This is a genomic window from Amycolatopsis samaneae, assembly GCF_039541975.1.
Taxonomy (GTDB): Bacteria; Actinomycetota; Actinomycetes; order Mycobacteriales; family Pseudonocardiaceae; genus Amycolatopsis; species Amycolatopsis samaneae.
In genome coordinates, this window is sequence record NZ_BAABHG010000018.1 from 25,314 (window position 1) to 49,149 (window position 23,836).

The following is a 23,836-nucleotide window of genomic DNA, read 5'->3' on the forward strand; positions in this document are numbered from 1 at the left end:
GGGAGTGTCGTGACCGGGCAGAGCGCACCCGACCTATTCGATGACCGTCAAGGCCGCCCACCCTACCACCGTTCCAGGCATGGCATCCACAATCTGTCGCGGCCGGAGGTCATCGCCGACCCCAATCGGTACATCGATCCGATACGGGAACTCGGGCCGGTCTTCTTCGACGAGGTCAGCCATATCTGGGTGTGTTCCGGCTATCGCGAATCCGTCGAGGTACTGACCGGTTTCCGGAATTTCTCGTCGGCCAGGGCACGCACCGCGGAAGCGCTCGACCACCGCAGGCTCGGCCCCGCCGCCGGTGTCGCGAAGATGACCGTCGAGCAAATGCTGTTCACCGACCCGCCGGACCACACCCGGATCCGGTCCTGCCTGCAAAGCCATTTCACCCCGGGCAAGGTGGCCGAACACGACGAGATCATGCGCGAAATCGCGCAGCGCGCGATACGCGAACTCCCGTCGCACGGCACGATCGAGCTGATCACCGGCTTCGCCGCCAAGCTCTCCTCGCCCCTCGTCTGCGCACTGCTCGGGATTCCCGGGCACGAACCGGACATCACGAAATGGGCGGAGGCCTACGAAACGCTTCTCGGCAGCTTGTCGACCCTCCCGGACATCCAGGACGAGAGCGTCATTCCCGTACTCGACGAGGCGCTGGCTTTCTTCCGGGCGGAAGCCGATGCCCGGATCGCCGCTCCGGGCGACGACATCCTGAGCGCGCTGGCCGTCGGTCTCGCCGAGGGGCCGGCCGCCAGGGAGAACGCCCCGCTCGACCTCATCGCGGCCAACTGCGTCGTGTTGCTTGGCGGCGGCTACCAGACGTTGACGCAGCTCGTCTCCTCCGCGCTGGTGCTGCTCGACGGGCACCCGGACCAGCAACGACGCCTACGTGCGGAGCCCCACCTGATCGACTCGGCCATCAACGAGGTCATGCGGCTGAACGGGTCGAGCCAGTACGTGGCCCGCAGGACGACGACGGACGTGGAGCTGGCAGGCCACCGGATTCCGGCGGACAGCACGATCCTCGTTCACCTCGCCGCCGCCAACCTGGATCCCCGGGAGTTCACCGAGCCGCACAGGCTGGACATCGCGCGCCGGGAGGCCAGGCATCTGGGCTTCGGCCTGGGCAGGCACTACTGCCTTGGCGCCCCGTACGCGGAACGGACCGCGCGCTGGGCGATCCTCGGCTTCCTGGACCGCTACGCCGAATACGGTGTCCAGCCCGGTGCCGACGCGGTCCGCTGGGGTCCCCACCCGAACACGCGGTGCCCGGCCCGGGTGAGCGTTCGGGTCGGGGAGACTCCGCCGGTGCGGGCGCCGCTGCCCGACCACGCCGGCCATCATCTGCTGGTCGACTGGAACGACACCGGAACCCCGATCGGACCGACGGGGCTCTGGCACCAGGTGTTCGAACACCGGGCACGTCTCACCCCCGACGCCGTGGCCGTCGAGGACCCGGCCGGCGAACACACCTATCGTGAGATCGACCAGCGTGCCAACGCCCTCGCGCGGACTCTCCGTGCCCACGAGATCCAGCCGGAGGCCCTGGTCGCGGTGGTGATGGAACGTTCGGCGAACCTCGTCGTGAGCACGCTCGCCATCGCGAAGGCCGGAGGCGCCTTCCTGTTGTGCGACCCCTCCTGTCCGGAAGAACGTCTCGATTCCATGGTGCGCCAGGCCAGGGCCGCGCTGATACTCGCCGACACGGAAACGGCGCCGACGCTCCGGGAAAGCGCGGCGGGCCGATCGGTACCGGTGTTCGTGCCGCACGTCGGTCCGGTGGAGACGCGGGGGCCGCTGACCGGCGTCTCCGCCGGCAACACCGCGTACGTGGTGTTCACCAGCGGAACGACCGGCCGCCCCAAGGGCATCGCCGTCAGCCACGAAGGCGTGGTCAACCTCCATGTGGCGCAGCGGCAGATCTTCCGCCTCGGCCCGCACGACCGCGTCCTGCAGTTCCTCTCGCCGAACTTCGACGGCTGCGTCGCCGACATCATGCTCGCGCTGCTGAGCGGAGCGGTGCTGGTCCTCGCCCCGCGGCCCAGCCTCACCGTGGGACCGCCGCTGGCACGGTTACTGCGCGGGCAGCGCATCACCACCGTCATCCTCACCCCCTCGGTCTGGGCGGCGCTGCCGGAAACGGACCTGCCCGATCTCCGCATCGCCGCGGCCGCGGGCGAGCGGCTCCCCGCCGCGGTACTGGCCAAGTGGAGCGCACCGGGACGTCGCTTCCTCAACCTCTACGGCCCGGCGGAAACGGCGGTGCTGGCGACCTGGCACGAATGCGAGCGATCGGCGCCGGGGGATCCGCCCATCGGCCGTCCGGTGGCCAACAAGCGCACCTACGTACTCGACGAACGGTCGCGCCCGCTGCCGGTCGGTGAGGCCGGTGAGCTGTGCATCGGCGGTCTCGGCATCGGCCGCTACCTGTGGGAACCGGCGCTCATGGAGGAACGGTTCGCGCCCGCCCCGGCGGAAACGGCGCCCGGGCAGCTGGTGTACCGCACCGGCGACATCTGCCGTTGGCTGCCGGACGGTTCGCTGGAGTACCTCGGCCGGCGTGACCGTCAGGTGAAGATCCGGGGCCAACGTATCGAGCTCGAGGAGGTCGAGCGAGTACTCGCGGCCGTCCCCGGCGTCACGTTCGCGAAGGCGGACGTGCGAGAAGGCCGGCTCGAAGCCACCGTCACCACCGCACGCGACATGTTCGACGAGGCGGCCGTACGAGCCCACCTCGCCGAACGGCTGCACAGCGGAATGATCCCGGCGGTGTTCACCGTGGTCGACGACGTTCCGTTGACCACGAACGGGAAGGCCGGACGGCCGGCGGCGCCGTCCGACGCCCCCGCGCGACCGGCGGAGACCGTCGTCCGGCACCACGACGAACGTGGCGATCTTCGGGAGCATTCACGGCTCACCTGGCGGATCTCGCGGCTGTTCGCCGACTGCCTCGGCGTGCCACAGCAGCGGGTGAAGGCGGATTCGGACTTCTTCTCGCTCGGCGGCGATTCCCTGACCACCGCGACGCTGCTCTCCGGCCTGGAGAGCCAGATGACCACCGAGATCGACGTCGAAGTACTCCTGGACCACCCCACGCCCGCCGAAATGTCCCACCACATCGCCGGGCGACGCCCGGCGGGCTGACCATCGGATCACCGGGGAGGACTGTCGTGAGCACCCGTTCCGTACGCAACCGGCCATCGATCACCAGACGGGTGGCTGTCCAGGCCGCGAGGGGAACTGTCGTCTTCGTCCACGGCTCGATGGACCGGGCGGCCAGCTTCCGGCAGACCGCCGACCGTCTTTCCGAGTGGAGCGTGATCGGCTACGACCGACGAGGATGGGGCCGGTCCCGCACGCTCGGCGACCGGCGGACCACGCTCGCCGATCACGTGGGTGACCTGATCGAGATCGCCGAGACGGTGCGTGAACCGATCCTGGTCGGCCACAGCTACGGCGGACTCGTCGCACTCGCCGCGGCCGCCGCCCGGCCGGAGCTGACCCGGGGCGTCGTGGCCTTCGAGCCGCCGGTGCGCTGGTTACCGTGGTGGCCGGACGAGGCTCCGTGGGAACGCGTGGTCCGGGAGTCGGCCGCGGAAGGCGATCCGGCGGCGGTCGCGAACGCGCTCCACCGCGCGGTGGCGGGCCGTCCACGGCTACCGTCAGGGTCCGGCCGGGCGGACCTCGCCGCCGACGGAACGGCGCTGCTGACCGAAATGCTGGACACGACGCTCGACGAACCGAGCTTCGATCCGCTCGACTTCGACGTTCCGCTGGTCACCGCCGCCGGTGCCGAATCCTTGCCCCATCACCACGAAACCGCCCGGCGCCTGGCCGATCTGGTCCAGGCCGGACGGTTCGTCGAGGTTCCGCGCGGCAGGCACGTGGCGCACGTGACCCATCCGGCCCGGTTCGCGGAACTGGTCGGCCACGTCGAGCAGCTCTCCCGTTCGGCCGGGACACGGAGCGCCCAGGCGTCCCGGCCGAACGGCGAGAACCACGGCTCTACTTGATGAAGCCCTTGGAGATCATCCAGTTGCGGGCGACCTGCCCCGCGTCCCGGCCGTCGACGTCCACCTGCTTGCACAGCTCGATCATCTGCTTGTTGTCGAGCGCCGCGGCCACCGCCTCCAGCGGACCGCGCACCTCGGGGTGGTCGTTCAGGAAGGACAGGCGCATCGTCGGCACCGCGTTGTACTGCGGGAACGCCTTCTTGTCGTCTTCCAGCACCCGCAGGTTCAGCCCCGAGATCCGGCCGTCGGTGGTGAACACCTCACCGATCGGGCAGGTCCCGTTGGCCACCGCCGAATAGATGGTCCCGGTGCCGAAGTTCTTCACCGTCGGGTTCGGGAAACCGTACGCCTTGAGCGCCGCCGGGAATCCGTCCTGCCTGCTGGTGAACTCCGGCTCCAGGCAGAACACCGCCTGATCCGGCTTCTGCTTGAGGAACGCCGTCAGATCCGACGTCGTCTTCAAGTTGTGCTGTGCGCCGTAGGCCTCGGTCACCGCGAAGGCGTACTGGTCGTTCAGCGGCGAGTAGTTCAGCCAGGTGATGCCGAACTTCTTTTCGTCGGCGGCCTTGGTCGCGTCGTACTGCGCCTTTTCCCCGCCCGGCACCGGCAGTTCGTTGCCCTGGTAGTTGATCCATCCGGTGCCGGTGTACTCCCACGAGATGTCGGTCTGCCCGTTGAGCAGGGCCTGCCTCGCCGAGTTCGAACCCTTGATGTCGGTCAGGTCGGTGACGTCCGCGCCCGCGGCGGACAGCGCCATCTCCGCCATGTACCCGAGCAGGATGTTTTCGGTGAAGTCCTTGGACCCCACCGTCACCTTCAGCCCTTCCAGCGACGGGATCGGCTGGATCGAGCCAGGGTGGATCGTGTACGGCACCCCGGTGTTGACGTCCAGCCCGCACCCGGCCAACGACGCCGAAAGCACCACCGCCCCGGCCAGCGCCGCGACCCGGCGCGCCATCCTGTGCTTCAAGCGCCGCATCAGCGAAGTCCCTTCGGTCCGAAGTACTGCTCGGTGACCGCGCCCAGCCAGTCCACCAGCAGCGCCAGCGCGACGGCCAGCACCGAGCCGGTGATGAGCACCTTCGTCAGGTTGAGCTTGTAGCCGGTGTCGATCAGGAGACCGAACCCGCCCGCGTTGACGAACGTGCCGAACGTCGCGGTCCCCACCGCCAGCACCAACGACGTGCGCAGCCCCGCCAGGATCAGCGGGATGGCCAGCGGGATTTCGACGCGCCACAGCACCCCCGCCCCGGACATCCCGATGCCGCGCCCGGCGTCGACCAGCGACGGGTCGACCTGTTGCAGGCCGACCATGGTGTTCCGCAGCACCGGCAGCAGCGAGTAGAAGGCCAGCGGCAGTGCCGCCACCCAGATCCCGCCGGTGGCACCCGTGACGATGAACCACAGCACCAGCACACCGAGCGCGGGCGCGGCCTGGCCGATGTTCGCGATCGCCAGGAACACCGGCGCCGCCCACTTCGCCCACGGCCGGCTCACCAGGATGCCGAGCGGTACCGCCACCACGAGCACGATCGCGGTGACCACGAGCGTAATGAGGATGTGGTCCTTCAACGCGGTGAGCAGGTACCCCGCGTTGAGCGTCTCCTTCTCCGTCGTGGTCAGCCCGCTGGAGAACACCCAGATCAGCACCGCCGCGACGATCGCGAGCACCACCACGGGCTGGGCGAACAGCCGGACGCGTTCGGCCCGTTTCGAGCTGGACTCGGTGGTGAAACCGGTGTCGACGACGGTCGTCATGCGGGTGCGCCTTCCGACTCGTCCGCCTCGTGGTCGTCGGCGTGCTCGTCCCGCAGCTGCTGGATCGTCGCGATCACCGTCTCCAGGTGGATCGTCCCGGCGTACTCGCCGCGGGAACCGGTGACCGGCACCGCGCCGCCCTCGGCGAGCATCGCTTCGAGCGCGTCCTGCAGCGTCGACTGGAGGCTGACCACGTCACGCAGCGGACGCCCCGCGTTTTCCAGCGACGTCGCCGAGACCAGCTCGCGGCCGTGCACCCAGCGCGCGGGCCGCCGCTTGGCGTCCAGCACGAGCACGAACTGCCTCCGCTGACCCGCGAGCTTTTGCCGGACCTCCGCCGGGGATTCGTCGATCCCGGCGGTGAGCGCTTCCTGCTTCAGTTCCACGTCGCGCACGCGCAGCAGGGTCAGCTGCTTGAGCGACGCGCCCGCGCCGACGAATCCGGCGACCGTGTCGTCGGCCGGGTTGGCGAGGATCGCCTCCGGGGTGTCGTACTGCAGGATCGACGACCTGTTGCCGAGCACCGCGATCTTGTCGCCGAGCTTGACCGCCTCGTCGAAGTCGTGCGTGACGAACACGATCGTCTTCTTCAGCTCGGTCTGCAGCCGCAGCAGCTCGTCCTGCAGGTTGCCCCGGGTGATCGGGTCGACCGCGCCGAACGGCTCGTCCATCAGCAGCACCGGCGGGTCCGCGGCGAGCGCCCGCGCCACCCCGACGCGCTGCTGCTGGCCGCCGGAGAGCTGGCGCGGGAAGCGGTCGCGGAAGTCACGAGGGTCGAGGCCGACCAGGTCCATCATCTCCTCGACCCGGTCGGTGACCTTCTTCTTGTCCCAGCCGAGCAGCCCCGGCACCACGCCGATGTTCTGTGCGACGGTGAAGTGCGGGAACAGCCCGGCCTGCTGGATCGCGTAGCCGATGCCGCGACGCAGCTTGTCGACGTCGAACTTCAGCGCGTCCTCACCGCCGATGGTGATCCGCCCCGACGTCGGCTCGATCAGCCGGTTGATCATCCGCATCGTCGTCGTCTTGCCGCAGCCGGAGGGGCCGACGAACACGACGATCTTGCCCGCGGGCACGACCATCGAGAAGTCGTCGACGGCGGGCTCGCGCGTGCCGGAGTAGCGCTTGGTGACGTGATCCAGCTCGATCTCGACGCCGGAAACCTTCTCGTGCTCAGCCACGGACACCCCTAGAAACGGTGAAACGATTGATCAGGACGTAGATGCCGTCGAGGACGAGCGCGAGGATGACCACCCCGACCGTCCCGGTCAGCGCCTGGTTGAGCGAGTTGGTGCTCCCGGCGTTGGTCAGCCCGGAGAACACCTCGCCGCCGAGACCCGGCCCCTTCGCGTAGGCCGCGATGACCGCGATGCCCATCAGCATCTGGGTAGCGACCCGCATGCCGGCGAGGACCGCGGGCCAGGCCAGTCGCAGCTCGACCCTGGCGAGCACGCCGAGGCGGCTCATCCCGATGCCGCGCGCGGCATCGGAGATGGCGGGGTCGACGGCCGAGAGGCCGACGATGGTGTTCCGGACGATCGGCAGCAGCGCGTACAGGACGAGCGCGATGACCGTCGTGGTCGAACCCAGACCGGAGAGGGGGATCAGCAGACCCAGCAACGCGAAGGAGGGCACCGTCAGGATCGTGCTGGCCAGCGCGGTGGCCACGGCGGACCCGACCGGACTGCGGTAGACCGCCACACCGACCAGTACCCCGATGACCGCCGCCAGGATCGTGCACTGGACCACCACACTGACGTGCAGGAGCGCTTCCAGATAGAGCTTGTCCCACCGGTCCGAGATGTACTCGAAGAGATTCATCCGTGTCTGTTCTCCTGCCGCGTGTGGAGGATCACCGTCACTCGTTCGGAGTAACCCTCTGATCGGCAATGTCACTACCCGGAACAGAGTCGGCTCAAACCCCCTTGACCGCCGTTGGTAAAACACCGTTCCCCATCACTCTGTGTTCGGCAACAGTCAGACCCCCCGTGTCGCCCCGACTTAACCCGAACGAAACCCCTTGACCAGCACAAACGGGTGATTGTCACGAAGCTGTACGGGTTTGTCCCACCAGGTGCGCACCGCGGGCGAGTGCTCGCTCACGTTGGGGTGCTCCTCTAACCTTGTCCGGGTGAACACACCAGGCCGACCTCGCTGCGCGTTACGCGCTGTGCGTGGTGGCCTGCTCGCCGTCAGCTCGGCGGCACTCGCCGTCACCGCGCACGCCCTCGCCGACGGCGGGGTACCGGACGCGGCGCTGACCCTGCTGCTCACCGGACTCATCGGCTGGACGGCCACCGCGCTCGCCGGGAAGGCGCGCGGACCGCTCGCCACCATCGCCCTGCTCGGCGGCGGCCAGCTGGTCATGCACCTGGTGCTCACCACCCTCGCCGGGCACGACCTGCCCGCGGCAGGCGCCGGGGTCACCATGATCGCGGCGCATGTCGTCGCCACGGTGTGCACCGCGCTCCTGCTCGCCCGCGCGGACGCGATGCTGCTCGCGGCCCTTTCCGGACTGCGTGCGGTTCTCCCGCTGCTGTTCGGCACCGTGCCGGTGCCCGCCGCGGCCCCCGCCCCGCTGCCGGTCCGCACCGCGGGACCCGGTCACCTGCTCGACGTCCAGCTCCGCCGCGCGCACGGGCGACGCGGACCGCCGCGGCACTCCTGAACCCGAACCCCCTCCTTCACCGGCGAACTCTCCGAGGTTCCGCCGGTCCCATCCCCTGTTCAGGAGTTTCCATGTCCAAGCACGTCTTCCGGCGCGCCGGTTTCCTGGCCGCCACGATCGGCGTCACCGGCCTGCTCGGCGCCGGCATCGCCTCCGCCCACGTCACCGCGAACGTCTACGGCACCCAGCCCACGAAGGGCGGATACGGCGCCATCTTCTTCCGGGTGCCGAACGAGGACGCCAACGCGGCGACCGTCAAGGTCTCGGTCACCGTCAAGCCCGAATACGGCCTCGCCAGCGTCCGCACCAAGCCGGTCCCCGGCTGGACCGCCCAGGTCGACAAGACCCAGCTGCCCGCCCCGGTGACCACCGCGTCCGGCACGCAGGTCACCCAGGCCGTCACCAAGGTGACCTGGACCGCGCAGCCGGGCACCAAGATCGGCCCCGGCAACACCTCGTTCGAGGAGTTCCAGGTCAGCGCCGGCGCGCTCCCCAACCTCGACCAGATCGAGTTCCCCACCGAGCAGACCTACGACAGCGGCAAGGTCGTCAACTGGAACCAGCCGACGCCTCCGGGTGGCGGGGAGCCCGAGCACCCGGCCCCGGTCGTGAAGCTGGCCGCGAAGGGCGCGAGCGGGGACGCGCACGGCGGGGCGCAGGCGAGCAAGTCCGGCGAGGGTGAGCACGCCGAGGCAGCATCGTCCGCATCGGACAACACCGCACGCTGGCTCGGCGGCGCCGGACTCGTCGTCGGCGCGCTCGGTCTCGGCTTCGGGATCGGCGCGATCGCGCGCTCCCGCCGTCCGGCCGCCACCACCGGCACCACGCAGCACGAGCAGAACGAAGAGGGAACGAAGTAATGCGCAAAGCGCTCGCCGCGCTCGCGATCACCGGGGTGGCCCTGCTCGCCACGGCCACCCCGGCGCTGGCGCACAACGTGCTGATCTCCTCCGACCCGGCGAAGGACGCCTCGGTCGCGACGGGGCCGTCCCAGGTCAAGCTGACCTTCGACCAGTACGTGCAGAACGCCGACGTCAACCAGATCGCGGTCACCGGCCCGAACGGCGGACAATGGGCCGAGGGCCCGGTCAAGGTCGAGAACAACGTCGTCAGCGCCCCGCTACGCGCGCTCGGCCCTGCCGGGAAGTACACCATCGGCTACCGCATCCTCTCCGCGGACGGGCACGCGGTGACCGGGGAGATCCCGTTCACCCTCACCGCCGCGGGCACCGGCACGCCGGCGAGCGTCGACGCGGCGCGCTCCGGCGGGACGGGTCAGCCCGCAGGGGCGGCGCAGCCCGCGTCCTCGGGCGGCGGCGTACCGATCTGGGTGTGGATCGCGGGCGCCGTCGTGCTGCTCGCGATCGGGCTGACCGTCGCGCTCCGCACCGGCGGCACCAAGGAGAAGAGCGACTGATGACACAGGCCGGGACCACCGGGGGCGTCCGCTACGCCACGCTGGTGAGCGCCGTGGCGGCGGGCCTCGTCGGCGCCCTCGTCGGCGTCGCGCTGACCGCGACCGCCCCGGTGCCCGGGGTGGCACAGGTCAGCCCGGTGGTCTCGGCCGCCATCCCGGTCGTGCGGGTCCTGCTGGACCTCGCCGCGGTGACCACGATCGGGCTGGCGCTGCTCTCCGTGCTGGTCGGCTACGACCGGCCGAAACTCACCGAGCCGATCATGCGGCTCGCCCGCCCCGCCGGCGTCGCCGCGGCGCTGGTGTGGGCGGCGACCGCGATCGTCACGCTCATCCTGCAGACCGCCGAGTTCAAACCGGGATCGCCGAGGCTGTCCATGGCCGACATCGGCAGCTACATCGCCGAGGTCGGCGCCGGGAAGGCACTCGTCATCGTGGCCGCCCTCGCGCTGCTGCACGCCGGGCTCGGCGTGCTTTCGTTGCGGCACGGCGAAAAAGTGCCCGCCGAGGTGCGGGTCGGGCTGGGCCTGTTCGCGCTGCTGCCGCTGCCGGTCACCGGGCACGCGTCGAACTGGAACTTCCACGACTACACGATGATCTCGATGGAGCTGCACGTCATGAGCGCCGTCGCCTGGACCGGCGGGCTCGGCGCGATGGGTGTGCTGCTGATCGGCAACCGGACGCTGCTCGCGCACGCGCTGCCGCGGTTTTCGAAGCTGGCGACGTTGTGCCTGATCCTCTCTGCGGCCACCGGGCTGTTCAACGGGATCATCGAGATTTCGCTCAACCCGACCATCGGCTTCTGGGCCGGGGTGTTCACCACGCCCTACGGTCAGCTGGTGTTGCTGAAGCTGGTCTGCACCGGTGCGATCGCGCTGCTCGGCGCGCACGCGCGCTGGCGGCTGATGCCGCTGATCATCCGGCACAACCGGACCGCGTTCGCCGCGTGGGCGGCGCTGGAGCTGACCGTGATGGGGCTGGCGTTCGGGTTCGCGGTGGTGCTGACCCGCGCCCCGGTCGCGCTCTCCTAAGCGGACCCGGCTAGGCCATCCGGCCGCATTTCCGGGGATTCCCTTGTCCTGATCGATTCACCGTGGATGCTCTCCTCGTCGGTTTGGATTTCCTACGGAGGAAAACGCGGCCATGGGCGACCAGCAGCAGGGCGACGGCGAGGTGGGCACGGTACGGGTGCCCCGGCCACGGCAGGGCACGGCCACGGTCTCGCCGTCCGACGGGTCACCCCGTCAGCTGCCCCGCGTGCCGCGGAACTTCACCAACCGGTCGGCCGAACTCGACCTGCTGGACCGGTCGCTGGCCGAGGACCGGCAGGACGGACCGGCGATCCGGCTGATCAGCGGCCCAGCCGGGGTCGGCAAGAGCGCGCTCGCGCGCGTCTGGGGACACCGGGTCAGCCACCACTTCCCGCAGGGCCAGCTTTCGGTCGACCTCGGCGGCTTCAGCACCACCGGACCACTCACCCCGGCGGAGGTGCTCGGCCGGTTCCTCCGCGCGCTGGGCGTCCCGCAGCAGAGCCTCCCCGCCGACGTCGAGGAGCTCGCGGCGCTCTACCGCACGGTGACCACCGACCGGCCGCTGCTCGTCCTGCTCGACAACGCGGGCACCTTCGCGCAGCTCGACCCGCTCCTGCCCGCGTCCGCGGGCAGCCTGGTGATCGTGACCTCCCGCAGACGGCTGGGCGTGCTCCAGACCGAGCACCGCGCGCGGATCGTCGAACTCGCCCCGCTGACCAGCGCGCACAGCACGGAACTGCTCGTCAGGACGGTCGGCGAGGCCAGGGTGGCCGCGGAGGCGGAGCAGGCGCGGGACATCGTCGGCGCGTGCGGCGGGTTGCCGGTCGCGCTGAGCGTGGTCACCGCGAAACTGGCCGAACGCCCTAAGTTGTCCCTCACCAAGGTGGTGATCGAACTACGCGAGCGGCCGCTGGCGATCGCGGCGGAAGGGATGGCTCCGGTGGACGGCGTCTTCAACTGGTCCTACGAGGCACTCCCGCCGGACGCAGCCGCCCTCTACGGAGCGCTCGGGCTGCACCCCGGCGCCGAGTTCGGCAGCGGGGTGGCCGCCGCGTCGATCGGCAAAACCGTCGAAGCGACCGAAGAGCTGCTCCACCGGCTCGTCGCCGACGGACTGCTGGAGGACCGCGGCGACGACCGGTACACCTTCCACGACCTGATCAGGAAGCACGCCGCGGAGAAGACGTCGGCGAAGGACCGGGAAACCGTCGTCCGGCGCATGCTGGAGTGGTACCTCCACACGGCGAGCGAGACCGCCGCCCTCACCACACCCGACCAGAGCCCGATCCCCTACGCCTACGCGCACCGGCCGGCGAGCCGGGTGTCCTTCGAGACCAGGGAGGCCGCGCTCGGATGGCTGGAGCTCGAACGCGCGAACCTCATCGCCGCGATCGAACTCGCGCACGAGTACGAGATGTACGAGCTCGGCTGGCAGCTCGCGGCCGCGATGTGGCCGTTGTTCCTGCTGCACAAGCACTATCCGAACTTCCTCCAGGTCAGCCAGCTCGGGGTGCGGCACGCCCGGCGGTGGGGAAACCGCTCGGCCGAGGCGCTGATGCACAACCGCAGCGGCGCGGCGACGAGGGCGACCGGGAAGTACGACGAGGCGGAGGGCCACTACCGGCGCGGCCACGAGGTCGCGCTCGCGGGCGACGACCCGGTGATCGCGATCCGCTCGGTCGAGGGACTCGGCCTGGTCGCCCTGCGACGTGGCCGGATCGACGCGGCACTCGACGCGTTCACCGAGGACCTGCGGATCAGCGAACGCCTCGACCGGCCGCACGACGTCGGACTCGCGCTGATCAACCTCGGCGCCACGCTGGTCAGGGCGGGCCGGGTGGCCGAAGCCGTCGAGCACCTCGTGCGGGCGCGGGATTCGCTCGCGGCGCAGGGCGACGGCTACAACGCGGCGCGGGCGCGGATCGAACTCGGCCGGGCGCTGGGTGCCTCCGGCGACTTCGCGACCGCCCGTGCGGAACTCGCCCTCGCCCAGGAGGCGATGCACGAGAGCGGTTCGCCGTTCGAGGAGGCGCGGACGCTACAGGCGCTGGGTGAGGTGGCCGAGGCCGAAGGCGACGTCGAGGCGGCGCAACGGCTGTACAACCAGGCGTTGCCCATCTTCGTCGGGCTCGGCCGTCCGGAAGCTGACGAACTGCGTCGGCGGATCGAGGGGCTTTGACCGTCCCCAAAGAGGGACGCCCGGAAAATTGGTCACCCCCCGTAGCTGCAACTTGCACAATTGGGGGAAGCGTGATCCATTGGAGGTGACCTGTCGGGCAGAATTCTCTACTCTCCGAAGACGATTATTCGAATGCGGCGAGCGGTCTTTTGTCATCGCCGAATGCACGTGCATTTGGCGCATTGCGCGAGGTCAGCGATACCGCGTCCAGCGCGTTCCGGTGCGGCCGTGCCGCAGATCGTCCAGCCGCCGGTACAACTCGGGCCGTACCTGCGGGTGACTCCGCAGAATGGGCAGCACACTGGTCGTCAGCTTCAGTTCCCGCACGGCCCTGAGCACCGAAAACCCGGGCCAGGCGGTGACGTCGAAGCCGTACGCGGCGGTGAACGCCCGATATTGCCCGGACGGGTCACCGAACCGCTCACGGCCCACGGCGAGCGGCGTCAGGTCCCACTCCGGCGGCCCGACCCCGGCGGAGTCGAAGTCGCACAGCACCGGGCCGTCCGGCCCGGGGATGAGGTTGCCGGGGTAGGCGTCGCCGTGCACCAGCCCGCGCGGCAGGGCGAAGTCCAGCGAGGCCAGCGCGTCGTCCAGCTCGGCGCAGCGGTCCAGCAGGAAGTTCCGGTCGCCCTCGGCGAGTTCCTCGGCGTCGGACACCCTCGCCCGCACGGCGGCGAGCGGCGCCCACGCGGCGAGGCCGTCCGGCGGTTCGAGCGCGTGCACCCGGCGCAGCAGCAGGGCCAGATCGGCGACGGTCGCCGGGCGGCCGGTGCTCGGCACCTCGTGCCAGACGGTCACCAGGTGCTCGCCGACGTGCAGCGGCTGCTCGACGCCGTCGAGCAGGCGGATCGCCGGAACTCCGTGCCGTTCGAAGTGCTTCGCGACCCGGACCACGGTACCGACGCGATGCCTCAGCCGGGTCGAACCGACGATCCGGACCACGACCGGGGCCGTGGCCAGCGCGTACACCGCGTTGTTCGTGAAGCGCAGCAGCCGTGCTCCGGCGGGATCGAGACCGAGCGACGCGCACGTCGACGTCAGCGCGCCGTAGAGTTTTTCGGGCGTGAACCGGCCGTCCAAGACGGTCCCAGCGACTCCTGGCTCAGGCCGCGTAGAAGTCGTGCAGGCGGCCGGCGAGGTCACGGGCGTCGGGGTTGTTGCTGCGTCGTTCGGCTTCCTCCCGCAGCGGCCGCATCCGGTCCTTGACCCGCTCGGACTTGAGGCTCTCCGCGCAGTCGACGGCCTTGCCTCCGACCTTCGCGCCGTGGTCGATATCGCCTTCGAGCAGGTGATTCGTGGCCAGCGCGCTGAGCATGAACGCCTTGCTGCGTGCCATGCCGTCGTCGTAGGAGTCGACCGCGCGGGTCAGCGCCGGGATGGCGTACTTGGTGTGCTCGGCGTTCTTCTGCGCGAGCACAGTGTGCACGGTGCCGACCATGGCGTAGACGTCGGTCTCGGTGAAGAACTTGAAGAAGGACTCCGCCTCGGCGAGGTTGGCCCGCTCGAACTTGTCCTTGCTCCGGCCGAGCAGCTTCACCGCCTGCTCCTCGTTGCCCATCATCGCGTAGGCCCACGCCTCGTTGGCGCACAACACGGCGACCGCCAGCTCGGAACCGGATTCCTGCGCGGCGATCTGGCCGAGCTGGAACAGCTTGAGCGCGTCGTTCGCCGCGTCCTGGTGCAGGTAGACCCGGCCCATCCGGTAGAGCACGTTCGCGACGAGCGGGTGGTTCTCGCCCTGTTTCGCCAGGTCGAGCGCGTTGGCGAAGTGACCGCGGGCGGAGTCGAGCAGACCGGTGTCGAACGAGGTCCAGCCGGCGAGACTGTGCAGGTCGGCGAGCGCGGTGTAGAGCCGGGTCTTGACCGGATCGGCGCCGGTGGCCTCCAGCATCTGCTGTCCCCAGGACAGCTGCGCCACCACGGCGTCCCGGCAGAAGCCGCCGCCGTACTGGTAGTCCAGCGCCCGCAGTGCCCTGGTCGCGGCCTCCACCTGGCGGACGTCGGTCATCCCGATCCGGCCGGGCGCCGGTGTCCGTGCCGGCCCGGCCGCCCACGTCCCCGATTCCGCTCCGAACACCGCCGCGCCCATCGTGACCTGGGCGGCGTGCGCGAGGAACCTCCGTCGCTTCACGGATTCGTCCTCCTCAGCCTGCTGGCCGCCGACGGAGCCGACGACCCGTATCGCTGTCGCCTCGTCGTAGGCGAGGCCCATGTATCCACGTTGGACACCCAGGCCGTCGGCGATCCTCGTGAGCACGTCGTAGGCCATGACCTGCCGACCCTTGAGGATCTCCGACACCTCGGACTGTGACTGCCCGGTCATCGCGGCGATCTGGCGCTGCGAGATCCCGTGCTTGCGCAACAACCGGTAGACCGCACTCACGTCCCGGACGGACAGCGCCTCCCGCATGTCGACCTGCTCCCAGGCCTCGGGGGGAACCGTCTGACCCTGCCGGGCCTCGGAACCAGGTCCGTTGCCGCCTTTACCGGCGTCCATTGCGACCCCTCACCGTCCATCGGGCGTCTGGGAAACAGCGTAGGCAAAGCTCTTGAACCGTGTGAAACAGCGAAACCGCACCCTGATCGGTCGGGGCGAAGTTCCTTGACCGCTTACCGTGGAACCTCGCCCGGTCACCGCTATGACGCCGTTTCGACCTTCTATCGCACCCGGTTTCACTTCACTGTAGTTGTCAGATCTCCGTCACCGTCCGGATACCGGCAGCGATTACGGAGAGCTACGAAAACCGGTCGAGAGGACAGTGTCGACCCAAACACGGGAGCCGGCCCGAACACGGGAGTCGACCCGGACACAGGAGCCGGACAGCGCGGCACGACAGAGCGGAGAAGAGCCAGTGGAGTTCGTGGACTCGATCGCGGCCAGGCACGCCGGTACCGCCACACGACCTGTGCGGCAGGCGGCGATCACGCAGGCGGCGACCATGAACACGACACCAGGGCCCCGCCCCGTCACCTCCGCGCCCGTCGACCCCCGCACCGCGAGCCTGCGCCGCTACGAAGGCGGGCAGCTGGTCTGGCGTGTGCAGTGCGGCGACCTGATCAGCCGCGAACGCGCGGTCACGGTTTTCGTCGAAGACAACCAGGTGGTCCTCGTGTCGCCTCCCGGCGAGACGGCGCGACTGACCTCCGGCCAGCTCGGCCAGCTCAGGGCCGCGCTCAACGAAGCCGCCAAGATGGCGGAAAGGTAACGGTGAGCTCTCGATGGATCAGGTACTAGGCCAGGTCCTGCGCAACGCGGTCTGGGAACGCCTCGACATGCTGGCGGACCTCGCGGACCGGGCGGACGCGCAGTCGCTGGTGTCGGTGGCCCGCTCCGAACTGCCCCGGCTGACCGAGGGCTGGCGCGCGATGCTGAAGGCGCACGAGCCCGACGAGCGCGGTGACTGCCCAACCTGCTCGACCCGGTGGCACCGCTGCAAGGCGCCGTGCTCGGTCTGGCAGGCCGCGCACGAGCACCTCGTCGCGGGCGGTCTCGCGCCGCAGCAGACGGCGTCGGCCGCGAGCAGGCTGCGTCCCGGTCGGCGCCGGGCCGCCGTGCCCGGCCAGCCGTCCCCCGCCGAGACCACCGGACGGCACGCGCTGGTTCCCCCGCGGCGCGCCACCGCCCCGGCCTGACCCGACGGGCACGACGGCGCTCCGACCCCGCCCCCTCGGCGCGCCGTCGTGTTCGTCCCGGCCGACGCGGGTTTGTCCGGCTCCCCGACCGTGACAGACCGACGCTCGGCAACCATCCCGGTCCCCACCGCGATTAATCGAAAAATTTCCGCGAAAAACCTAGCGGAGGGCATAATCCGACCGCTAGATTATGAAGATCATCAGCCGCAGGGTGCGGTTTTCGTAGCTCACACCCTGCGCCCCGCCCACGAGTGGCCCCCTGATTCCGCGGGCCGGTGCCGTTGCACTCCCCTCCCCCGACCGGCACCGGCCCGCGGTTCCATACCGATCAGCCGACCGACCGCACCCGGGTGACCAGTACCCCGGCGATCACGGTCGCCACCGCCGACGCGGTGAACAGGGCCGGGTAGCCCCCGAACGACGCGAGGATGACGGTCGTCAGCAGCGGCGCGACGACCTGCGGCAGCGAGTTCGCGATGTTGACGACGCCGAGGTCCTTCGCCCGGTCCCGCGCGGCGGGCAGCACCTGCGTGAGCATCGCCAGCGCGACCGCCATGTACGTGCCGAAACCGACGCCCAGCAGCGGGGACGCCACGAGCGCGACCGGCCAGGTCTGCCACACCACCAGCAGGAGCGCGGCGAGCGCCATCACCGCCGACGCCCCGAGGACGTAGGGCTTGCGGCGGCCTGACCGGTCGGAGAAGTGCCCGGCCAGCACCGCGCCGATCACCAGCGCGACACCGTAGAGGCCCATCATGATCAGCAGCCCGGTGTCCGGATCGGCGTAGTGCACCGCGTCCTTGAGGAAGAACAACAGGTACAGCGTCCCGAACGCGTTCCCGAGGTTGATCATGAAGTGACAGGCCCACGCCCACGCGAAGTCCGGGTGACGTCGCGGCGAGACCCACAGCTCGGCCAGCACCTCGCGCAGCCGGGTGGAGGGCCGGAACGCCACCGGCAGCCGCGCGTCCGGGGTGCGCAGCACGAACGCCGCCGCGCCCGCGAGGACGATCGCCGCGCAGACGGCGTAGGCCGGTGGCAGCCCGGCGAGGTCGAGCATGACCACGACCACCGCCGCGCCGAGCACCGTGCCGAGCATCTGCGCGATACCGATCAGCCCGCCGACCTGGGCGCGCTGGCCGACCGGCACCCGATCGGCCATGCCCGACATCAACGTCGCGAGCATCCCGTTCAGCCCGGCCTGCACGAGGCACCAGCCGATGATCATCACCGCGACGTTCGGGGCGATCGCCAGCGTGAGCAGCCCGAGCGCGGCGACCGTCGCGCCCGCGACCGTCCACGGGTGACGACGGCCGAAGCGGGAGCAGGTGCGATCCGACAGCAACCCGATCGCCGGATTCGTCACCATCGCGACGACCGCACCGACCCCGGTGACGAGACCGAACACGAACTCCTTGTCCGTCGCGGCGAGCAGTTCCGCCTGCTTCGGCAGCAGCACCTGGATCGGCGCGTAGATCCCGAGCCAGAGCGCGATGTTGGCGAAGAACAGCAGGCTCATCCACCCGGCGCGGACCGGGACGACGGGTTCGGCCAGTGCCTCCGGGGTGGCGGGGTCGGCGGCGGTCTCACTCATGACGCACCAGCTTCCGGTACCAGTGGAAGGAATCCTTGGGCGTGCGGCGCTGCGTCTCGTAGTCGACGTGCACCAGCCCGAAGCGCGGCGCGTAGCCCTTGGACCATTCGAAGTTGTCCAACAGGGACCAGACGAAGTAGCCGCGGACGTCCACCCCGGCGTCCATCGCCTCGCGCACGGCGCCGAGGTGCCCGGCGAGGAAGTCGACGCGTTCGGGGTCGCGCACCGTGCCGTCCGCGTCGACCTCGTCAGCGAAACTGCACCCGTTTTCGGTGATGTGAACCGGCGGAAGCCTGTCACGGTAGCGCTCGTGGAAGGACACCAGCAGCTCGCGTAATCCGTGCGGGACGATCGGCGAATCGTTGGTGGTCATCGGATAGCCCTCGATCGGGCGAAGCTCGAACGGCAGCGGATTGCCCTCGCCGGGCGCGGCGACGCCCTGCGGCTCGTAGTAGTTGACGCCGTAGAAGTCGAGCGGCTGCGCGATGGCCGGCAGGTCGTCGGCGAACCCCTCTGGCAGATACGGGTGCAGTTCCTCCGGGTAGCTGCCCAGCAGGACAGGGTCGGCGTAGAGGCGGTTGATCAAGGCGTCGAGCCACGCGCCCGCGGCGCGATCGGCGGGCGTGTCGGCTGCGGGCCAGACCGGCGAGTGGTTGTTCGCGGTGCCGACGCCGGTGGCGCCCGCGGCCCGCAGCGCCTGGACGGCCTTGCCGTGCGCGAGTGCCTGGTGATGCGCGGTCGGGATGGCGTCGAGCAACAAGGTCTTCCCTGGCGCGTACTCGCCGATCGCGTAGCCATAAATCGACATGACCATCGGCTCGTTGAGCGGAATCCACAATTTCACCCGATCGGCGAATCGTGCTCCGAGGATCGCGGCGTACTCTGCGAACCGGTCGGCGGTGCCCCGGGAAAGCCAGCCACCGTCGTCCTCGATCACCTGTGGACTGTCCCAGTGGTACAGCGTGACCACGGGGGCGATCCCGGCCTCGCACACTGCGTCGATCAGCTTGTCGTAGAAGGAAAGTCCGGCCGGATTGGGCCTGCCGCTGCCGGTGGGCTGAATACGCGGCCAGGCGATGGAAAGGCGGTAGGCATCGACGCCGAGTTCGGCCATCAACGCGATGTCTTCCGGATACCGGTGATAATGATCAGCCGCGACGTCCGCGTTTTCCCCGCGTGCTACCTTGCCCTCGGTCGCGGTAAAAGTGTCCCAAATGGACGGTCCGCGGCCGCCCTCCTTGGTGGCTCCCTCGATCTGGAAGGCCGAAGTCGAAACTCCCCAGAGGAAATCGGGCGGGAAGGTCGGAAACTCCACCGGCTACGCACCTTTCGTCCTGCCACCCGTGCGGGTGAACGTGAAAAGTTCTCATATACTAGGTCGTCGGCCGGGCCTGGGGAAGCCCGTCGGCACGGTAATGTCCCAGAGCGAAAAATGGAGGAGGAGCTCAGTGCCCGACGTCGAGGCCTCGAAGATGCCGGCCGACACCACCCCCCTCCGGCGGCAGCCGGTGCAGCAGCGCAGCGCGAAGCGCGTGGAGCAGATGCTCGACGCGAGCGCCGCGCTGATCGACGAGCTCGGCTACGACGCACTGACCACGACGCTCATCGCCAAGCGGGCCGGCGTCGCCGTCGGCTCGCTGTACCAGTTCTTCCCGGACAAGCGGGCCGTGGTCCAGGCACTGACCCAGCGCAACATGGAGCGCTTCGTCGCCGCGGTGAACGAGCGGCTGACCGAACTCAGCCCGGAGCACTGGTGGGACGTCGTCGACTCGATCCTCGACATCTACCTGCGGATGCACCGCGAGGTACCCGGCTTCTCCAAGGTCCACTTCGGCGACGTGGTCGACCGGCAGCTGCTCGACGAGGACCGGGACAACAACGCCGTGCTCGTCGACTCGCTGACCGATCTGCTCAGCGTGCGGGTGGACCGGCCCGTGGAGGACCTGCGCTTCGCCATCACCATCGCCAACGAGGCCGCCGACGCACTGCTCAAGCTCGCCTTCCGCCGCGAGGCGAGCGGTGACGAGAAGATCGTCACGGAGACGAAGTACCTGGTGAAGGGCTACCTGGCGAGCAAGTTCGGCGAATGACCCCGATCGGGTAAGCGCCTTCGCCGCCAGTAGGACCGGATCTGACCTAAACGCTCCCTACGCTCGGCCGGGTCACCGAACGAGGGAGCACACGATGAGCCGAGTCGACCACAACCAGCCGCTGGGCACGCCGACCTGGATCGAACTGGACGTCGCGGATCCGGCCGGGACGCGGGAGTTCTACGGATCCGTTTTCGGCTGGGAGTTCGCCGAGGAGGAGAACGGCGCCACCTGCCTGCTGCGCGGCCTCCCGGTCGCGGGCCTGCGGGAGGCCGTGACCTCGGGCGGCGGCTGGACCGTCCACCTGGCCACGGACGACTGCGACGGCGCCGCGAAGAACGTGGTCGCCGCGGGCGGCACGCTGCTCGACGAGCCGCACGACGTCGGCGACCAGGCCCGCGTCGCCTACGCCCTCGACCCGACCGGTGCGCGGTTCGGGCTCTGGCAGGGCCGGACGCGGCCGGGCTGCCGGCTGGTCAACGAGCCGGGCACGTTGGTGCGCAACGACCTGGTCACTCCCGCCGCCGAGCGGGCACGGGCCTTCTACACCGCGGTTTTCGACTTCACGCTGGACGGCAACGACGATCTGCCCGGCGTCGACTTCACCTTCCTCCGCAGGCCGGACGGCCACGAGATCGGCGGCATCATGGGCTCGGCGGACGCCAGGGTGTCGAACTGGGGAACGCTGATCGAGGTCGCCGACGCCGACGAAACCGTGGCGCGGGTCAGGGCCGCGGGTGGGACGGCCACCGCACCCGAGGACACGCGGTACGCCCGCATGGCCACGGTCACCGACCCGTGGGGCACCGAGTTCTCGGTCGGCTCACGCCCCTGATCAGCCGAAGTTCCGCTGCTCGCCACGGTAGGTCGGCACGGTGCGCTCCACCTGGTCACCGGAGAGCAGGTGGTAGTGCGTGAACCGTTCGGCGAGTTCGCCCGCCTTCGCGTGACGCATCCAGACGCGGTCGCCGAGCTTCAGCGACCGGGCGGCTTCGCCGGTGACCGGCGTCTGGACTTCACCCGCGCCCTCGAAACTCAACAGCGAAAGCCCTTCAGGCAGGTACGGCGTCGGAACGCGCGAAGGCCCTGTCGGGCCCGAAGCGATGTAACCGCCGGAGTAGAGCGTCGCGACGTTGCGCGTCGGACGGCGAACCACCGGCAGCGCGAACAACGCGGCGGGGCGCGGGCTGAAGTGGGCGTAGCCGTCGAAGAGGGTCGGGCCGATGAGCCCCGAACCCGCCGCGACCTCGGTGACCGCGCCCTCGGCGACGGTGGACTCGACGCTGCCGCTGCCGCCGCCGTTCACGAACTCCAGTTCCGCGATCGCGCGTACGGCCCGCACCGCGGCCCCGCGCCGCCGGGCCAGCTCCGCCGCGGACCGGCGCTGCATCCAGCCGATCAGCGCGTTCTTCGGGCGGGCGCCGTCCGCGTCGCCCAGCCCGGCGATCTGCCCCTCGTACGCCATCATCCCGGCCAGCCGGAAACCCTTGCGCGCCACGATGATCCGCGCCAGTTCGGCGGCCTGCTTCGGGGTGAAAACCGGCGACCGGCGGGTGCCGACGTGCACGCCGGGCAGCGGCCGCCACGACGCGTCCAGCTCCAGGCACACGCGGATCTCCGGATGTCCGTCGCCGAGCGCGGCGTCCACCAGGTCCAGATGCGCGGTCGAATCGACCATGATCGTGATCGCCGCCCGCGCGCGCTCGTTCGCGGCGAGGCCGCGCAGCGCGCCATGATCGGCCGTCGGGTACGCGACGACGATGTCGTCGGTGGTGCCCTGCTCGACGTGCCAGACGGCCTCGGCCAGCGAGTAGCACATCAGCCCGGTGAAGCCCGGTTTCGCGAGCACCCGCTCCAACAGCGCACGGCAGCGCACGGACTTGCTGACCACGCGGATCGGCTTGCCCGCGGCGCGGCGCACCAGATCGTCGGCGTTCGCGTCGAACGCCGCCAGATCGACGACCGCGAACGGAGGATCGAGGTCCTTGGTCGCCGCGTCGTACACCGTCGCACTGGTCACCGCTCTAAAGTACGACAACAAGCCTTGAAACGCGAATACTATTCACTTACTGTTTCGGCACGCACATCCCTTGACGACGACGACAAGGTGTAGACGCATGACACGGTGGAGCAACTGGGCCGGAACCGCGCACGCCGCACCGCTGCGCGTCCATCGGCCGCGCAGCGTGGCCGAGATCGCGGAAACCGTGTCCACCGTGTCCGCTTCGGGGCACCGCGTCCGTGCCTGGGGCAGCGGCCACTCCTTTACCGCGATCGCCGTCGCGGACTCCGACGCGCTCGACCTGACCCACTGGACCGGCATCGAAAAGGCCGACGTCACCACGGGTCTGGTCACCGTCCGCGCCGGCACGACGTTGCGGCAGCTCAACGCCGAACTCGACGCGCTCGGCCTCGCGATGACCAACCTCGGCGACATCGACGCGCAGACCGTCGCGGGCGCGATCTCCACCGGTACCCACGGCACCGGCGCGAAGTTCGGCGGGATCGCCACCCAGATCGCCGCGCTCGAACTCGTCCTCGCCGACGGGTCGATCGTCACCTGCTCGGCCGGCGAACGCCCGGACCTCTTCGCCGCCGCCAGGGTCGGGCTCGGCGCGCTCGGCGTCATCACCACCGTCACCCTCCGGTGCGAGCCGTCGTTCGTGCTCGCGGCGCAGGAACGACCGGAACCACTGGAACAGGTCCTCGAAGGCTTCGACGAGTTCGCCGCCACCAACGACCATTTCGAGTTCTACTGGTTCCCCTACGGCCGCGACGCGCTGGTCAAGCGCAACAACCGGCTCCCTGCCGACGCCGAACGCAGGCCGCTGAGCAGGCTCAAGCAGTACATCGACTACGACCTCACCGAGAACCTCGCCTTCGGCGGACTGTGCCGCCTCGGCCGCACGGTCCCGAAACTCGTCAAGCCACTGGGCGGTTTCGCCTCGCGGGTACTGTCCGAACGCGACTACAGCGACCTCTCCCACCGCGTGTTCGTCACGCACCGCGGAGTCCGGTTCACCGAGTCCGAGTTCGCCGTGCCCCGCGAATCCGTTCTCGACGTGCTCGCCGAACTGCGCGCGCTCGTGCCGAGGCTGGAGAACCCGGTGATGTTCCCGGTCGAGGTCCGCGTCGCCGCCGGTGACGACATCTGGCTGTCCACCGCGCACGGCCGCGACTCCGCCTACATCGCGATCCACCAGTTCGCCGGCATGCCCTACCGCGAGTACTTCACCGCCTTCGCCGACATCGCCGGCCAGGTCGGCGGCCGCCCGCACTGGGGCAAGATGCACGATCTCGACGTGCACACCCTGCGTGCGCGCTACCCGCGCTTCGACGACTTCCTCCGTGTCCGCAAGGAGGTCGACCCCGCGGGCGTGTTCACCAACACCCACCTGGACCGCGTGCTCGGACCACTGTGCTGATGGGGTCTCAGCGGCAAGAAGTACTTCG

At 69.8% G+C, this 23,836-nt stretch carries 21 protein-coding genes; 12 read left to right on the plus strand and 9 right to left on the minus strand.

What is annotated here, in order from left to right:
- The first annotated feature begins 9 nt into the window (after window positions 1-9).
- Together ABD987_RS36705 and ABD987_RS36710 are read left to right on the plus strand one after the other, a co-directional pair.
- Window positions 10-3,147, plus strand: coding sequence for an amino acid adenylation domain-containing protein (locus ABD987_RS36705; protein ID WP_345405305.1), 3,138 nt, complete (start codon window positions 10-12; stop codon window positions 3,145-3,147).
- A 26-nt stretch (window positions 3,148-3,173) separates the two neighbouring features.
- Entirely contained in the window at window positions 3,174-4,016 is an 843-nt protein-coding gene (locus tag ABD987_RS36710) for an alpha/beta fold hydrolase (RefSeq protein ID WP_345405308.1), read from the plus strand.
- Here the strand turns inward: ABD987_RS36710 and ABD987_RS36715 are convergent.
- From ABD987_RS36715 to ABD987_RS36730, 4 genes are read right to left on the minus strand one after another with little or no spacing between them, the layout of a single operon-like run.
- Window positions 4,009-4,974: a glycine betaine ABC transporter substrate-binding protein gene (locus ABD987_RS36715; protein ID WP_378214247.1), complete on the minus strand. Its 966-nt coding sequence runs from the start codon at window positions 4,972-4,974 to the stop codon at window positions 4,009-4,011. The two genes, ABD987_RS36710 and ABD987_RS36715, sit on opposite strands and share 8 nt — an antisense overlap.
- Before the next feature lie 20 nt (window positions 4,975-4,994).
- Window positions 4,995-5,774 (minus strand): ABC transporter permease, encoded by a 780-nt coding sequence (locus ABD987_RS36720; RefSeq protein ID WP_345405314.1) that lies wholly within the window; start codon window positions 5,772-5,774, stop codon window positions 4,995-4,997.
- Entirely contained in the window at window positions 5,771-6,961 is a 1,191-nt protein-coding gene (locus tag ABD987_RS36725; protein ID WP_378214240.1) for an ABC transporter ATP-binding protein, read from the minus strand. Before ABD987_RS36725 ends, ABD987_RS36720 begins: the two co-directional genes overlap by 4 nt.
- Window positions 6,948-7,595, minus strand: coding sequence for an ABC transporter permease (locus tag ABD987_RS36730; RefSeq protein ID WP_345405320.1), 648 nt, complete (start codon window positions 7,593-7,595; stop codon window positions 6,948-6,950). Before ABD987_RS36730 ends, ABD987_RS36725 begins: the two co-directional genes overlap by 14 nt.
- Before the next feature lie 361 nt (window positions 7,596-7,956).
- Here ABD987_RS36730 and ABD987_RS36735 point away from each other — a divergent pair, with 361 nt between their 5' ends.
- From ABD987_RS36735 to ABD987_RS36755, 5 genes are all read left to right on the plus strand, one after another.
- On the plus strand, window positions 7,957-8,442 hold the full coding sequence (locus tag ABD987_RS36735) for a hypothetical protein (protein ID WP_345405733.1): 486 nt from the start codon (window positions 7,957-7,959) through the stop codon (window positions 8,440-8,442).
- Window positions 8,443-8,513: 71 nt separating this feature from the next.
- The gene (locus tag ABD987_RS36740; protein WP_345405323.1) at window positions 8,514-9,302 is read left to right on the plus strand and encodes a YcnI family copper-binding membrane protein; all 789 of its coding nucleotides are present in this window, start codon (window positions 8,514-8,516) and stop codon (window positions 9,300-9,302) included.
- On the plus strand, window positions 9,302-9,859 hold the full coding sequence (locus ABD987_RS36745) for a copper resistance CopC family protein (protein WP_345405326.1): 558 nt from the start codon (window positions 9,302-9,304) through the stop codon (window positions 9,857-9,859). The genes ABD987_RS36740 and ABD987_RS36745 overlap by 1 nt, the downstream gene beginning before the upstream one ends.
- Window positions 9,859-10,887 carry a copper resistance D family protein gene (locus ABD987_RS36750; protein ID WP_345405328.1) on the plus strand — a complete coding sequence of 343 codons (1,029 nt, stop codon included), beginning with the start codon at window positions 9,859-9,861 and terminating at the stop codon, window positions 10,885-10,887. The genes ABD987_RS36745 and ABD987_RS36750 overlap by 1 nt, the downstream gene beginning before the upstream one ends.
- 112 nt (window positions 10,888-10,999) lie before the next feature.
- Window positions 11,000-13,066 carry an ATP-binding protein gene (locus ABD987_RS36755; RefSeq protein WP_345405331.1) on the plus strand — a complete coding sequence of 689 codons (2,067 nt, stop codon included), beginning with the start codon at window positions 11,000-11,002 and terminating at the stop codon, window positions 13,064-13,066.
- A 192-nt stretch (window positions 13,067-13,258) separates the two neighbouring features.
- Here the strand turns inward: ABD987_RS36755 and ABD987_RS36760 are convergent, their stop codons facing one another.
- Both ABD987_RS36760 and ABD987_RS36765 read right to left on the minus strand, forming a co-directional pair.
- Window positions 13,259-14,146, minus strand: coding sequence for a phosphotransferase enzyme family protein (locus ABD987_RS36760; protein ID WP_345405334.1), 888 nt, complete (start codon window positions 14,144-14,146; stop codon window positions 13,259-13,261).
- Between the two features lie 22 nt (window positions 14,147-14,168).
- Complete coding sequence (locus ABD987_RS36765; protein ID WP_345405337.1) at window positions 14,169-15,563, minus strand: NsdA family TPR-like regulatory protein; 1,395 nt, start codon at window positions 15,561-15,563, stop codon at window positions 14,169-14,171.
- A 355-nt stretch (window positions 15,564-15,918) separates the two neighbouring features.
- Here ABD987_RS36765 and ABD987_RS36770 point away from each other — a divergent pair, with 355 nt between their 5' ends.
- Both ABD987_RS36770 and ABD987_RS36775 read left to right on the plus strand, forming a co-directional pair.
- Window positions 15,919-16,272, plus strand: a complete 354-nt coding sequence (locus ABD987_RS36770) for a hypothetical protein (RefSeq protein WP_345405340.1) — start codon at window positions 15,919-15,921, stop codon at window positions 16,270-16,272.
- 13 nt (window positions 16,273-16,285) lie between these two features.
- On the plus strand, window positions 16,286-16,699 hold the full coding sequence (locus tag ABD987_RS36775) for a hypothetical protein (RefSeq protein ID WP_345405343.1): 414 nt from the start codon (window positions 16,286-16,288) through the stop codon (window positions 16,697-16,699).
- Window positions 16,700-17,027: 328 nt separating this feature from the next.
- On the opposite strand, the gene ABD987_RS36780 is transcribed toward ABD987_RS36775, so the two are convergent.
- Entirely contained in the window at window positions 17,028-18,293 is a 1,266-nt protein-coding gene (locus ABD987_RS36780; protein ID WP_345405346.1) for an MFS transporter, read from the minus strand.
- A complete protein-coding gene (locus tag ABD987_RS36785; protein WP_345405349.1) occupies window positions 18,286-19,608 on the minus strand; it encodes a GH1 family beta-glucosidase in 1,323 nt (440 codons plus the stop codon). The genes ABD987_RS36780 and ABD987_RS36785 overlap by 8 nt, the downstream gene beginning before the upstream one ends.
- Before the next feature lie 157 nt (window positions 19,609-19,765).
- On the opposite strand from ABD987_RS36785, the gene ABD987_RS36790 reads away from it, so the two are divergent.
- A complete protein-coding gene (locus ABD987_RS36790) occupies window positions 19,766-20,383 on the plus strand; it encodes a TetR/AcrR family transcriptional regulator (RefSeq protein WP_378214248.1) in 618 nt (205 codons plus the stop codon).
- Window positions 20,384-20,477: 94 nt separating this feature from the next.
- Entirely contained in the window at window positions 20,478-21,218 is a 741-nt protein-coding gene (locus ABD987_RS36795; protein ID WP_345405355.1) for a VOC family protein, read from the plus strand.
- Here ABD987_RS36795 and ABD987_RS36800 read toward each other — a convergent pair whose 3' ends face one another.
- The gene (locus ABD987_RS36800; RefSeq protein WP_345405358.1) at window positions 21,219-22,403 is read right to left on the minus strand and encodes an amino acid deaminase/aldolase; all 1,185 of its coding nucleotides are present in this window, start codon (window positions 22,401-22,403) and stop codon (window positions 21,219-21,221) included.
- 97 nt (window positions 22,404-22,500) lie between these two features.
- Here ABD987_RS36800 and ABD987_RS36805 point away from each other — a divergent pair, with 97 nt between their 5' ends.
- Window positions 22,501-23,808 carry a D-arabinono-1,4-lactone oxidase gene (locus tag ABD987_RS36805; protein WP_345405361.1) on the plus strand — a complete coding sequence of 436 codons (1,308 nt, stop codon included), beginning with the start codon at window positions 22,501-22,503 and terminating at the stop codon, window positions 23,806-23,808.
- The last annotated feature ends 28 nt before the right edge of the window (window positions 23,809-23,836 follow it).